Raw genomic sequence first — 13634 nt, 5'->3', positions numbered from 1 at the left:
AAGTCTACCCGAGGATTGCCCGTGGTCGTAAATCGGCTCAGGAATCCGGCTCGTTTTCGGGGAAACCGGGGATCGGTTCGGTTTCGTCCCAGCACAGGAGGTGCCTGGTCTGCTGGTCAAGGAGGACCATGGGAAGCATGGGTTGCTGCGGCTGGGGGGCTGGGTTCAGCGGGCGCGGGTGGATCAGGCCATCGGGCAATTCCAGCTGGGTGATTCCGTGGGGTGTCCTCCATTGGATCGACCCGTTGCCAAGGTGTACGGCTTCCCAGCCCAGTACGTGCTTGTAGATTTGGTGCCGCTTGCAGAGGTATTCGGCGTTTTGTTCGGAGGTTTCGCCTCCCTTGGCCCAGGCGTCGATGTGGTCGACTTCCGAAAGCAGGGGCGCACGGCGGCATCCGGGAAAACGGCAATGCCCGTCACGAATCCGAAGGAAATCACGGAGGGCCTTGGACGGCTTGTAGCGCTTGCGTCCCAAATCCAGGATCGAACCGGTCCACGGATCGGTCAGGATTAGCTTCAGCGAAGGGGCCTTTGCCGCAAGTTTCAGCGCGACACCCAGTGGGACGGGGCCGTAGCCTTCGAGGTCGGCTATGCCTCGTTCGGGGTTCGTCAGCAGCTCGAGGGCAGGAATCGTCAAGCCCACAAACAGCGCCGATTTCTTTTGCTTGTTCCCCGGCCAGCCGTCGATCAGGCTGTCGCGGAACACATCGGCACGCAGTTGCCCGACGTGGCGCTCTTCCTCGGCCTCCATGAGTCGGCTGGCATGGGTGTTCACGGTGTTGTAGATCGCGAGGACGTCTTCGGCGGGCAAGTATGCCTGGAGAACCGCCATGCCGTCTGCTTCCGGCCACCACATCAATGAACGGCCGCCTTCTGCCCGAGAGCGTCGGTGGAATGCTGGTTCGGGGTGCAAGCGCTCGCGCTGGCGTTTGATGCGCAATGCCATGGAGGAATCCGAGGCGGTCAATGCCGTGGGCAGCACCGATGTTTCAATTTGCTTGGCGGTGCTCGTCGGGATTCCCTGGGTTTGCTTGACCAAGGTGCCGGCCGTGCGGCCGGTGATGCTCCCGCGGCATAGCTCGAAGAGGGTTTGTTCATGGATGTAGCGCAGGCCCTCGGCCGTGGCGAGGCGGTTGAACGTGGATCTTTCGGAGCTCCTGGTGACCATGGCGGCCTCGGCCACAAAGGACGAGCGGTTCAGGTCTTGGTCCATCCGGGACATTGGGTAGCCGTGGTCTTCGATATCCCGTTTGTAGTCAAAGAGTGTCGGGTTTTCTTCCGATAGGGGAGTGGCCAGCCCGCGCTGGACCATCTCACTGGTGTCTGCCAACAGCATCGCCTCAAGCCCGTCGAGCATTGAACGTATCCGGCTGATTTGCCGCAGCTGTTCCAGGCCTTCGGCGGGCGTGCTCGGGCAGGATGTGGATGTGACCTTGGTAACTGCAATTTGCAGCGGTTCCGTGGCGAGGAGCCGTTCGACGCCTGCGGTCCATGTGCCGTCGCTGCCGCAGAATAGGCGCGACCCGGCCGGTGGTATCCCGGCCCTCTCCGGCTCCATGTTCATCTGGTGAGCGGCGAGTTTTCCCATGTTTCATTGCAACATGGCACGTAGGCCAAGGGTCGTTGAATTCCGGGGTTGTGGAAAACGTTGGTGACCCTGCCCGAGGGTTGTCCGGGGCGCGATCCCCGCCCCGGAATCGATGCCCGCGAGGTGGTCGGGGAATCTCGATTCGTCGTCTCCGGAAATGTCCGCTATGCTGGAACCTGCCCGATTAGGGCAAGCTGGAGGATTCGCCTAGCGGCCTATGGCGCACGCCTGGAACGCGTGTTGGGTTCACGCCCTCGGGGGTTCAAATCCCCCATCCTCCGCGGATACGGTATCGGTCTTGACTTGAGAAATCAGGTCAAGGCCGATTTCGTTTTAACCTCTGGTTGCCGAAAGCGGGGCCCGGATATTGGATCAGGCCGTCCAGTCAGGTTTCTTTGGCTTCGTTGTTGTCGTTTCTTTTAAGTATTTGCCGGGGTGCTGCGTTCGATGTAGATGTCGCCCCAAGTGGTGCGGGCATGGACCCTGACCGGGTCGGGCGCCGAACTTGCATCGGGTGATTGGGGCAGCGCGCTCCTGACGCGACCGTGCTGGGAATTCAGGTTGATCCATGCTGCGGTGCCCGTGGGAACCCCCACGCTGATGCCTCCGGTGGCCGTTTGAAGGGTGAGCGTTCCGGAGACCGCCTCCTCGACGCGGATGCTGCCGTGCGAGTTCTTGATTGCAACGTCATCCCTGGATTGTTTGATGTTGACGTCGCCGTTGGCGGTCTTGACGCGCAGCGGCCCGCCGGCCCGGTCGATCGAAATATTTCCGTTGGAACAGGAGACCTCGGCATGGGCGCCCATGGTGCCCAGCCGGATGGTTCCGGAGCTGCTGGTAACGGAGGTGGCACCCGCCACCGATGCGGCGGTGATGTCTCCGAAGGAGGTCTTGAGATCGGCATGACGGGCTGATTCCAGCCGGATGGACCCCATGGCGGTCTTGACGCTGCAATTTCCGACGGGGCCGGAGACCGTGACGTCGCCGAGCGGGGAAGCTGATTCAAAATGGGAGCCGGAGGGAACCAGGATTTCAACTTCGGCCGCACCCGAAGTGCCGAAGAGGGACATGGATCGGCGGCGGCTTGGTGAAGACAGCGTCAGCTTCCCGTCTTCGAAGTCGACGGTGATTGCCTCGGCTGTTTTCTGGTCGCCGGACTTGGCTGCATCGCGCGGGCGGACTGTCACGACCGTGTCGGTTCGTTCGCTGGCGACCAGGTGGACATCGGAAATGACGCTCAGGCCGCTGCGAACGGTGATGGCTGTGGGGGTTGGGAAGGTCGGCATTGGACGTCCTTGGATATGAAGTGCTGTGGGTTTCGGGCAAAATCCGGAGGCGGCGGGCTTATTGAACCCAGCCGGTCAGGCTTTGCCCGGCAGGCGAGTCGCGACGTGAGTTTCGCCGTGGTTGGGGTTCGAGCGCCGCGGAGACAGCCTTGATGAGCCACGAATTGACGGAAACTCCTTCGTTGTTTGCGGCCGCCTCCATGCGTAGTTTCAACGGCTCCGGCAGACGCAGTGTCGTCCGGGCAACCCCGCCGTCATCGGACGCTGCCTGTAGGGGAGCGTCGTAACCCTGTGCCGGTCGATGATCTTGCGTTGTCGATTCGGTGAACGGAGACTCGTGCTCGGGCAGGGTCACAACAAACTCGGGGTCCTGCCCGCGCAGTCTGATGTCAACGCCACCGGGAGCCATCTCGCGGGTGATCTCGTTGGCCGCCGCGGACAGGGACTCAAGAAGTACTAGCCGTGTCGCCGCATTCAACGGTGCCAAGAGGCGAGAAGCGAGTTCTTGGGCCTCAGGACCGCCTGCCGCGGCGGCGATCTCGAGATGCTGCTGTAAGTCGTTCACAAATCGGGTCAAATCCATGACACCAGCATGATGTCAGAGTGGTGTCACATCAATGGTTTTTGGTGTCAATTGTTGTCCCAATCTTCCCGAAAATCACGGATTCCAGACATGTCGCATGGGTCCGCCCGGCGTGAGCGGATTGGAAAAGTGTTGCGAAGGCGTCGTCTCGCCCTCATTAAATACCTTGTGAAGAAGCGGTTTCATGGATCTTCCAGTGAGATCTACGACTCACAATCGTTCGGTTTTGTGTTCATGGGGGCAACTATCAATAGACTTGCGGAAAGCTTGCACCGTCCATGTTCGGTGCATCGACTCCGGGAAAGGTGCATGTGATGAGCGATCGCCGTGTTGCAGTCGTCGTTGAGGATGACGAAGACATTCGAGGGCTTCTCGAAGTGGTCCTGCTGCAGTCGGGATTTGACGTTCACTCCACGGACTCTGGTGTCAAAGGTGTCGAACTGGTGGAATCCCGCCAACCTGATCTGGTGACGCTTGACCTGGGCCTTCCGGATATTGATGGGTTCGAAACGGCGCGCAGGATTCGGACTATTTCCGACGCCCACATCGTCATGTTGACCGCCCGAACCGACGAGATCGATACGATCCTGGGGCTGGAAGCCGGCGCAGACGAGTACGTAACCAAGCCATTCAAGCCACGCGAGCTCCGTGCACGCGTCGATGCCATCATGCGTCGACGCAATAGCCAGACGCAGGCCAAGAACGAAGCCCCTGCGGTTCTCGCGGAAACCCCATCAACAATGCAGCGGGGCCAAGCAGAGGGCGATCATGTACATTCACTGAACGGGCTGATGCTCAATCCATCGACCTACACGGTTGAAGTGGATGGCGAAGCAAAAAACGTTACGCCCACGGAGTTCACGCTGCTGGATGTGCTCTTGGGTTCCAACGGTCACATCCGCACCAAGACGGAGCTGGTTCGGCGGTTGCGTGACGAGGCTTCGGATTCGGGAACCTTTGTGTCGTCGGCTGACGAACGATCCGTTGAGGTTCACATGGGAAATCTGCGCCGTAAATTGGGTGACTCGACCCAGGATCCACGTTGGATTGAAACGGTTCGAGGCGTTGGCTACCGAGCGGCCGCGAAGCGTTAACCGCTTCTGCGGTTTCAATGGTTTGGTGTGCTAGCCAATTTTCATTGTAGAAAGCACTTGAATTGAGCGGAGACCGACTTCGCGAATCATGGCTATCAATTTGCGCTGCACGTCTACAAGCTTGTCCCGAAATGCGCCATGCAACCATTCGGCAAGCTCTGCCAGTTCTCTGGCGCCTACCATTGAGGCCCCTGATTTCAGTGACAATGCTGCATCCTCCCCGGCATCGCTGTTGCAGCTGCGCAAGGCCTCTTCAAGGCGTTTGAGCCGTGTAGGCCACATGGAACAGAACTGCACAACAAATCTCGATGTGTAGTCGGGGCCCAGATCTTCAGAGAGCTTATCTAGGGTCTGTGTACACACCACAGAATCTAGTGAACTCAATGGCATTGTCATGGTCTCAATCATGGATGCTCAAGCTCATGATCCTCCCCTAGATTCCCTCAAGACAACCTCAAGAATTGCCTTATTGAACCTGCGTCATCATTGCGGAAAAGTTGTCCGCACTCTGGTGGAGAACTTGATACTGACACGGAATAGTCGTAGCTAAGCCAGTACAGCGGGAAACCGACTGCATGGGGGAGTCGGACACAATGAGTGAACCGATATGAGCCGAAAAACATTCGCTAGCGTCTTGGGGGCGAGAGCGAATGACGGTTTATAGCGATGCGGGTTAAGGATCTTGGGGATCATTAACCCGCTTCGCTAGTTAACTATGGGTTCCGGTTGTCGACTGGCGCGGGTCAGCGGTGGAAGAAGCATCAAGCTCCACGGCCTTGCGTGGCATGCCTACGGTCATCTTTGTCCCTCGGCCGACTTCGCTTTCCGCGGTGATGGTTCCGCCGTGAGCCATCACCAGTTCGCGCGTGATAGCCAATCCCAATCCGACTCCGGGCAAACCGGACAGCTGTGCGTCGTCGCTTCGGAAGAACCTGACAAATAATTGGCTGAGGTCTGCCTCGGAGATCCCGCGCCCCGTATCGATGATGTGAAGACGAATTTCATCTTCGGTGCAATCCATTTCCACGGTCACTGACCCGCCCCGATCGGTGTACTTGATTGAATTGGAAACAAGGTTGTCCACGACCTGCCCCAGGCGCAACGCGTCACCGAGAACCTGTTCATGGCACAACACCCCTTGGTTCAGTTCGATTCCGGCTGCGGCTGCGCGCGGTGCCATCGATTCAAGGCGAGCCTGGACAACGGCACCGAAATCCATTTCGGAAACACTGATCTGGTGGCGGCCGGCCGCCACGGTCAGTAGATCGTTGACCATGCTCAGGAGCCGGTTGGTATTCCTTGAAATGACATCCAACGATTTCACGGCCCGGGGGGTCATCTGCACATCGTCCTCAAGCAGTTCGAGGTAACCCAGAATTGACGTCAACGGCGTCCGCAACTCGTGGCTGACATTTGCCAGGAACCGGTCCTTGGTTTTCGAGGCCTCGATCATGGGAGTGACGTTCTTGAACATGATCACGGCACCGTCGTAGGCACCCGAATCGTCAAAAAGTGCCCGTGCGGAGGTGGAATGGTAGATCGGATCATGAAGCGGTCCCAGCGCAATCAATTCATCGGTGAATTCTTCTTGGCGAATGGCTCGCAGTACCGGTCGTCGATCACTCGGCATGAGCTCAGGGCTCGCTTCAAAACTCGGGGATACCGACCGCACGAGGAGCTTGTCCTCGGTGGGATCCGGATATTCCGGGGGAATTGCATGGCGATGCTGGAACCGTTGAATATCGTTCATCAACAGGTCGTTTCCGTCGCGGTCGACAACCACGACGCCCACATTCGCGGCGTTGAGGACGGCGTTGAGCAGGTTTGTCTGGCGCCGGCTATTGGCCAACGACTCGCGAAGCATCCGGCTCTTGAGCGATGTGTTGTATTCGACGATCACGGTGGTGCTGGCAAGTGCCAAGATCACCAACGGTATGAGCAAGGGGCGAACCACATTGACCACGGTGAACGGTATGCCGTTGTGCCAGAGCTGCAGCAATGTTGTTGCCAGCGGGAGCACAAAGGAAAGCAGCAATGTCAGCCGGGGCATGGCGCCGGACCAGGCAAACCAAAAAATGGGAAAGGCGATGAGTAGCGTCAGCCCGCTGAGCCAGGAATATGCACCCACTGCTATGAGCGATGCTGCGATCATTCCTGCGGCGGGGATTGCCAGATAGGTGAATTCCCGCCGGAACTTCTGCCATGGCACTACAAATGCAGCGACAGTGTTCAGAAGTACGAGGATGACGCCGATAGTGAAAAGGCTGTCTCCGTAGATTGCCTGTGCATTGGAGAACAACGCAAAGGTGCACGCAAAGAGCACTGCAAAGAACATTGGCAGTTGCGAAATGGCGACCTTGCGCCGTCTGGGCAAGTCCGAGAACGGTTTGCCGCCAGTGACCTTCAGTCCGATGTGATTTAGCAGACCGGTTGATTTCTGGTGCTGTCGATCGACTGGTTGCGTAGCGGTCATGGTCTAAATCATAGTGATTGAAATGCGGAGCGGTTGGCCACGGTCGGTGCAGCAGGCCTGATGGTGCTCGGATTTCTCGAATGGAGGGCATCGTTTGTGGCTTTCCGACGACCCCTGGTTCTTGGCTTTGCACAACATTGCCTTCACGGGTGGAGCGTCCAACCCGGCAGTCGCCTGGCTGGACGGGATGCTGCGAATCGCGTTTGCGCAGATGCCGTGGCCAGGCGGACATTGCTGCCCGAACCGCTCCGCACAAGAGTTTATCCCTGGCCTACGGCCTCCCGGTCAAGGGCGAGATTACCGGTCGTGGTGGCTTGGGTGCCCCGGTGAATTCGCCGGGGCACCCAAGCCATGTGCAGTAGCTACTTCACCAGATTCGGGTAGTGAGCCTTCGCCGTCTGTGGATGCGCGCGCAGCCAGCCCTTGAGCACGTTGGCACCGTACGAAGCCAGCATTGGATTTTCCGGGTCGTCGGAGACTCCGCGGGCCTGTGCCGCGAGTTGGGGCTGCAACGGAACGGCATCGATGACTGAATCCAAACGCGGCGAATAGAAGAAGGGAACAGAGTAACGATCGACTCCGGCCGGTGGCGCAGTGACGCGGTGGATGGTGGCCATCAAGTAGCCGTTGGTTGCGACCTCCAGCATCTCGCCCAGGTTCACCACAAGTGCTCCATCGAGCGGTTTGACGGAGATCCATTCATCGTGGCCGTAGGGCTGGACCTCAAGGCCTCCCACGGAGTCCTGTAGCAGCAGCGTGATGAATCCATAGTCGGCGTGGGCTCCGACCCCTTGGTTGCCTGCAGCGGGAACGATGCCGCCACCGACATAGTGCACAAGCTTGCCCATCCATGCGGGGTTCGGGGTAAAAGCCTGCGCAAAGTAGTCCTCGGGCAACCCCAACCCCACGGAGAGGGCGGCCAGCAATTCGGCGCCCACCTTTTGCATCAGTTCAGACCATTCCATGGCAACCGTCTCGAGCTGGGGGAACGCGACTGGCCACTGGTTAGGGCCCTGCAAGTTCAGGTAGGGCTTGCCGGCGGGCACCTCCGACAGCGGTTCCAGTTCCGGCCCGAAATCGATTTGTTCTCGGGAATCCGCGCGACCGCGGGTGATTTCTGCTCCCAGTCGCGTGTAACCGCGGAACTGCGCCGAAGAACGGTTGTCCAACTCCAACTTTTCTTCGACCGGCCGCGCAAAGAATTCAGCAATTGTGTCAAGCAACTTTTGGGAAGTGCCCGGAGCCGCACCATATCCGGTGATCTGGAAGAAGCCAACATTGTGTGCGGCGTCGCGCAGAGCTTCAATGAAATCTTCATTGAAACTCCCGTCGGTGTGACGAGCAGATGACATATCCAGGACCGGAACCGAGGTAAGAACTGTACTCATGACACAAGAATGCACCCGATTTACTTGGATGTGACAGCTTGCGTTACCTCAGGTTCCGTAGTGTGAATTCATGCGTCGAATCCCTTGACGGGAGCATCAAACATACGTAGAAAACGAACGACTCGAATTATTGTTGGCCGAATCTCGCCACATATCTGAAGAAGTTTCCTAAGCTGGTCAAGTGATCTTCAAATCTGTCGGTGATTCTCGCCCGTACCCGGACCATGGCTACGTGACGCCCAAAGACTGGGCAGTCGTACCTCCCATGCAAGTCCGCCTGGATGAATTGGTGACCACCAAAAGCACATTGGATTTGGCTGCGCTGCTGGCCGAGGACTCAACGTTCTTTGGTGATCTCTTTCCGCACGTTGTTCAATGGCGGGGCACCAGGTATCTCGAGGACGGGCTCCACCGTGCGGTGCGAACCGCGCTGCACCAGCGTTCAATCCTGCACGCCCGCGTACTGGTGATCGAGGACTAAACGACAATGGCGCGCGACTCGAATCCGAATGAATGGCATGGACACCACATCGTCACTGAAGACGAGTTGGCCAGTCTAGAGTTCAGCGCCGATGCCAAGATAAAACGGCATCGAACAATACGCCACGGCATAATTCTTACCCTGGCAGTCTTGTTGCTGGCCGCAGCATTGGTTCTTGCCTACTTGGTAAACACCCGGGCCATTGTCATTGATGCCCTTGAACCCAAACCGGTGGCTGAAGCCCCCGTAGCACCCAAATCCGTATGCCCAAGCGAGCAATTCGACTACGTTGATCCTTCCAAAATGACGGTCAACGTCATGAACGGGACGCAGATTCCCGGGCTTGCCGGAGCCTCCGCCAAGAAACTTGAGAAGCGTGGGTTCAAGATAGGCGATGTGGGCAACGTCCGGCTGTCCAAGGTCAATGTTGTTGGCGCGGTGACCTCGGGCCCCGACGGATATGCGCAGGCGATGACAATACAGCGCCACGTTTCCGGCTTGACCTATGTGTTCGATCCGAAGCGGCCGGGCAAGACGGTAGATCTGGTTATCGGCACCAAATACAAAAACCTGGTCAAGGAAGCGAAGGTAAACACCAAGCCCGGCAAGCTTGGATGCAGCAGCAAAAAGAAAACGACGGCCCCGGCCAAGCCGGAACCGTCGAAGTCATCCTAGAATTCGGAGTTAGTTGCAGCCTTCGGGGCCGCAGACCTCTCCGTCGGCCGTCGGTGCGGCCATCATCTTCAATTCGTTGCCGCCGATTTCTTTCCACACCTGGCTCAGTGCCTGTTCAAATACCTCGGACGACTGGGCGCCGGAAATTCCGTACTTGTTGTCCAGCACGAAGAACGGAACACCGCTGACACCCATTTCGCGTGCACGGGTTCCGTCGGCGCGAACCTCAGCTGCATACTTGTCGCCAGCCAGGACTTCTGCCGTTTCCGCGGCGTTGAGTCCCACTTGTTCGGCGATGCGCTGCAGGGTTTCCTTGTCGCCGGTGTCCAGCCCCTTTTCAAAGTGGGCCGAAAGTAAGGCTTCCTTCATGGCGTCACCCAGGTTGCGGTCCTTGGCCAATGCGAGCAGGCGAAGGGCGGTGAAGGAGTTCGCAGGACGCAGAGTGCCGAAGTCGTACTTCAAGCCTTCTTCCGCGGCCAGGCCGGTCACGTGCTCAAGCATTCCCGCGACCTGGTCTTCGGGCATTCCCTTGGCCTTGACCAGGTAGTCGAGTTCGCTTCCCTCGAAGTGATCCGGCAGGGAGGGGTCCAACTGGAATGCATGCCATTTCACATCGATCTTCTCGCCGAAGGGCAATGCTTGCACCGCTTTTTCAAAGCGGCGCTTGCCAATGAAGCACCATGGGCAGGCGATGTCGGAAAAAATGTCAACGCTGAGGCGGGTTTCAGTCATATTCTGGTCAACAGCCCATGGCTCTAGCGTATTCCCACCTGTTGGAGAGGCAACAATCCGTGCGGGTGCCGGTTCACGCCGTCCTGCCAAAACCATATATTCCGCAGCGGGACTATTTGGCGGAAGGCCGAAAACGCCCACGAGAAAGCGATACCGCCACCGTCGAAAGGCGGTGGCGGCATCGCCGTCGTCATGGTTCGGTGCTTAGCGCAGTTCTTCCAGAACGTACTCGCGTCCGGTTTCATCAACCAGCTCGGCACGTTCGTGGCCCTTGCCGCGGACCCACAGCTTATAGGTCACAAACAGCAACCCGATCCATACCGTTCCCACGATCAAGGCGACCCGGGTTTCCGGCATGATGCCAAGCAGTACGATCACAAAGCCCATGAAGGCCAACGCCGCATAGGAAGCGGCGGGCCACAACGGGGACGGGAACTCGGAGGCCTGCATGTTCTCGCGGGCGATGGCCCGCTTCATCGCAATATGCGACAGCAGGATCATGACCCATACCCACACGGTTGCGAAGGTTGCGATCGAGGCGATGATCAGGAAGAGCGACTCGGGCATGACCGCATTGAGCAACACACCAACCAGCAATACGACGCCCATGACCAGCACCGTCATCCACGGCACGCCGTTGCGGGAGATCTTGGAGAAGGAAGCCGGGGCATGACCCTGCTGGGCCAGGCCGAACATCATGCGGCCAGCGCCGAAGATGTCGGAGTTGATCGCGGAGATGGCGGCCGTGATGACGACGGCATTGAGGATATGTGCCGCTGCCGGAATGCCCAGGTTGTCGAAGATCTGCACGAAGGGGCTGCCCTCGGTGCCGATCTCGTTCCACGGGTAGATCATCATGAGGATGCCGAGCGTGCACACGTAGAAGAGCAGGATGCGCACCGGGACGGTGTTGATTGCCGCGGGGACTACCTTCTTCGGGTTCTCCGCTTCACCCGCGGTGATGCCGATGGTTTCAATGCCGCCGAAGGCGAACATCACGATCGAGAAGGAAGCCAGCAGCCCCCAGAAGCCGTTGGGGAAGAACCCGCCGGCGGCAAGCATCGTGCCGATGCCCGGGTTGGCTTCGGCGGGCAGGCCAAAGCCGAAGATCACGATCATGATGCCGCCGGCGATCATGGCAATGATCGCCGAAACCTTGATCAGGGAAAGCCAGAATTCGGTTTCGCCGAAGACCTTGACCTTCATGGTGTTCAATGCGGCGATGAAGAAGATGATCGCCAGGATCCAGATCCACCGGGGCACATCGGGGAACCAGAACCCCATGTAGATGCCGAACGCAGTGACGTCCGCGATGGCGACGATTGCCATCTCGAAGGCGAAGGTCCAGCCGGTGATGAATCCCGCAAACGGGCCAAGGTACTTCGAGGCGTACTGGCCGAATGAACCGGAGACCGGATGGCGCACGGCCATCTCGCCCAGGGCGCGCATCACCATGAAGACGGCTGCGCCGCCGATCATGTAGGCCAAGAGTACTGCTGGTCCGGCGGCCTGGATGGCCGATGCCGAACCGTAGAACAGGCCGGTTCCGATCGCCGAACCGAGGGCCATGAATCGGACGTGGCGGACGTTGAGTCCGCGGGCTAGCGCCTGGGCAAATTGGGGCACGAAAATAAACCTTTGGGTGGAAGGGGCTTATCCCATGGTAAGTGTGTGGCCCGACTCAAACATTATTCGGTGGCGTGGATCACTTTTTGCATCATTGGTGGTTTCTGGCGCAATTCCACGTGGAATCCGTGGGGACTTGGGCGAAGCGTGCAATCTTGTCGTTTGACCGCCGGTCGATCCGCAGGCCAAGGCATGGGCGGTGTGAGGGGCCTCCGGAACGGCGGACCGTACCCGGAGCCGAGGACTCCCCGCGGGAGCCGTTAGGCAGCAGCGGCCACGGTGCCGGAGCGCCGGCCGTGGACAAGGAAATACAGCCCGATCCCGAGTGCGGCAAGTGCGGCAAGAATGCCGAACATTCCGGTGTATCCCAGAAGCGGAATGACCAGGCCTAGGGCGACCGGGCCGAAGCCGACACCCAGGTCGAGCATGAGGAAAAACGTGGAGGTGGCCACGCCCATGTCGGCCGGGGACACCGCGGAAACCGCAATTGCCTGGGCACAGGGCATTAGTGCACCGAAGCCCAAACCGGTGAGCAATGCCGCCAGGGCCACCGTGAGGGTGCTCGGTTCAAACGCCAACATGGCCATGCCGAGGGCAAAGACCGCCAGTAGGGGGTACATGATCGCGTTGTCTCCGTGGCGGTCCTGGATCCGCCCGGCAAAGAGCCGGGACAGCAGCACCGTGGCCGCATAGAGCAGGAAGAACCAACTGGCGGCCGCGGGCATTGAGCGGGACAGCAGGAACGGTGCCAAGAACGAGATGATGCCCGAATAGGCAACGCCGCACACCAGAATCACCAGCGAGATGGGCAGCGCGGCAGGACTGATGATCGAACGCAGGAAACTTCCGCGGCGTGCGCCGCCTGCCGGGTGTCCGGCGGCTTTGGCGGGTTCGGGCAGGCGCAGCAGGATCCCGATCAGCAACGCCACCGCCGAGGACAGCGCGCAGAAGAGGAATACGGCGGAGTAGTTGCCGCTGGAGGCCAAGACCACGGCAAGCAGCGGTCCGGCGGCAGTAGACAGCGTGCTGGAAAGACTGAAGTATCCGGTGCCTTCGCTGCGCCGTGCGGGAGGTATGAGCGCCTGGATGGCCGTGGCCAGGGCCGTATTGCCCGCGCCGAAGGCCATGCCGTGGACAAAGCGCAACAGCAGTAGCAGCCAGAGTGAGTCGGCCGGTATGTACAGCACTGAAACCAGTACGAATACGGCGAGGGAGACGATCAGCAGTGGCTTGCGCCCGCAGAGAGCCAACAATTTTCCGGCGATGAGCCGTGCCGCGACAGAACCGATGATGAATGCGCTGGAGGCAAGTCCGGCCGCGCTGTCGGAGGCCTGAAAACGGTCAACGGCATAGAGCGCCATCGAGGTCATCAGCAGGTAGAAGACCATGGAGATGAAGAGGTTGGCGACGGCGGCAAGCACAAAATCCCGGGTGAAAAGCTTCGTTGGCGGGTTGTGTTGGCTGCTCACCTGACTCCTTGCGTTACTTCTGCTCGTGCGGGATCCCCGGCGGAGAGCCCGCTTTCCATTATTGACCTGCGCCGCAGCAGGGCTGCCGAAAACGGGACCGAAGCGGCTGTGCGATTGGCGACAGCGGGGTGCTGTTTGCATCACTCGTCTCTGTGCTGCCTGTTCGGACGCCTGCCTCAAAGATTCCATGGCCAAGTGCCACGTTCGTCGATGATGCCCGCCTGCACACGATCCGCTTC

General features: G+C 59.2%; 12 protein-coding genes and 1 tRNA gene. 4 read left to right on the top strand and 9 right to left on the bottom strand.

Going from position 1 to position 13634, the window contains the following annotated elements; translation table 11 throughout:
- Positions 1-37 precede the first annotated feature (37 nt).
- Entirely contained in the window at positions 38-1588 is a 1551-nt protein-coding gene (locus JOF47_RS20510; RefSeq protein WP_210002400.1) for an HNH endonuclease signature motif containing protein, read from the bottom strand.
- A gap of 196 nt (positions 1589-1784) precedes the next feature.
- On the opposite strand from JOF47_RS20510, the gene JOF47_RS20505 reads away from it, so the two are divergent.
- Positions 1785-1869: transfer RNA gene (locus tag JOF47_RS20505), tRNA-Ser, on the top strand.
- Between the two features lie 138 nt (positions 1870-2007).
- On the opposite strand, the gene JOF47_RS20500 is transcribed toward JOF47_RS20505, so the two are convergent.
- Positions 2008-2874, bottom strand: a complete 867-nt coding sequence (locus JOF47_RS20500) for a DUF4097 family beta strand repeat-containing protein (protein ID WP_210002398.1) — start codon at positions 2872-2874, stop codon at positions 2008-2010.
- Between the two features lie 58 nt (positions 2875-2932).
- The gene (locus tag JOF47_RS20495) at positions 2933-3457 is read right to left on the bottom strand and encodes a hypothetical protein (RefSeq protein WP_210002396.1); all 525 of its coding nucleotides are present in this window, start codon (positions 3455-3457) and stop codon (positions 2933-2935) included.
- A gap of 314 nt (positions 3458-3771) precedes the next feature.
- Between JOF47_RS20495 and JOF47_RS20490 the strand changes: the two genes are divergently transcribed.
- The gene (locus tag JOF47_RS20490; protein WP_210002395.1) at positions 3772-4551 is read left to right on the top strand and encodes a response regulator transcription factor; all 780 of its coding nucleotides are present in this window, start codon (positions 3772-3774) and stop codon (positions 4549-4551) included.
- Between the two features lie 30 nt (positions 4552-4581).
- Here the strand turns inward: JOF47_RS20490 and JOF47_RS20485 are convergent, their stop codons facing one another.
- The 3 genes from JOF47_RS20485 to JOF47_RS20475 all read right to left on the bottom strand — a co-directional run bounded on the left by JOF47_RS20485 (position 4582) and on the right by JOF47_RS20475 (position 8412).
- Positions 4582-4959, bottom strand: a complete 378-nt coding sequence (locus JOF47_RS20485; RefSeq protein ID WP_210002393.1) for an Hpt domain-containing protein — start codon at positions 4957-4959, stop codon at positions 4582-4584.
- 301 nt (positions 4960-5260) lie between these two features.
- A complete protein-coding gene (locus JOF47_RS20480) occupies positions 5261-7024 on the bottom strand; it encodes a sensor histidine kinase (protein WP_210002391.1) in 1764 nt (587 codons plus the stop codon).
- 362 nt (positions 7025-7386) lie between these two features.
- Positions 7387-8412 (bottom strand): isopenicillin N synthase family dioxygenase, encoded by a 1026-nt coding sequence (locus JOF47_RS20475; RefSeq protein WP_210002389.1) that lies wholly within the window; start codon positions 8410-8412, stop codon positions 7387-7389.
- 181 nt (positions 8413-8593) lie between these two features.
- On the opposite strand from JOF47_RS20475, the gene JOF47_RS20470 reads away from it, so the two are divergent.
- Positions 8594-8893: a type II toxin-antitoxin system VapB family antitoxin gene (locus tag JOF47_RS20470; protein ID WP_210002387.1), complete on the top strand. Its 300-nt coding sequence runs from the start codon at positions 8594-8596 to the stop codon at positions 8891-8893.
- A gap of 6 nt (positions 8894-8899) precedes the next feature.
- On the top strand, positions 8900-9568 hold the full coding sequence (locus tag JOF47_RS20465; RefSeq protein ID WP_210002385.1) for a LytR C-terminal domain-containing protein: 669 nt from the start codon (positions 8900-8902) through the stop codon (positions 9566-9568).
- Between the two features lie 9 nt (positions 9569-9577).
- Here JOF47_RS20465 and JOF47_RS20460 read toward each other — a convergent pair whose 3' ends face one another.
- The 3 genes from JOF47_RS20460 to JOF47_RS20450 form a co-directional block, all read right to left on the bottom strand.
- Positions 9578-10300 carry a DsbA family oxidoreductase gene (locus JOF47_RS20460; protein ID WP_210002383.1) on the bottom strand — a complete coding sequence of 241 codons (723 nt, stop codon included), beginning with the start codon at positions 10298-10300 and terminating at the stop codon, positions 9578-9580.
- Positions 10301-10504: 204 nt separating this feature from the next.
- Positions 10505-11869, bottom strand: coding sequence for an amino acid permease (locus JOF47_RS20455; RefSeq protein ID WP_245357131.1), 1365 nt, complete (start codon positions 11867-11869; stop codon positions 10505-10507).
- A gap of 317 nt (positions 11870-12186) precedes the next feature.
- Positions 12187-13395 (bottom strand): MFS transporter, encoded by a 1209-nt coding sequence (locus JOF47_RS20450; RefSeq protein ID WP_342592883.1) that lies wholly within the window; start codon positions 13393-13395, stop codon positions 12187-12189.
- Between the last annotated feature and the right edge of the window lie 239 nt (positions 13396-13634).

Origin of the sequence: Paeniglutamicibacter kerguelensis, assembly GCF_017876535.1 — a bacterium.
GTDB lineage: Bacteria > Actinomycetota > Actinomycetes > Actinomycetales > Micrococcaceae > Paeniglutamicibacter > Paeniglutamicibacter kerguelensis.
The sequence above is the reverse complement of the archived record's forward strand: the minus strand, read 5'-3'. Positions and strand labels throughout refer to the sequence as shown.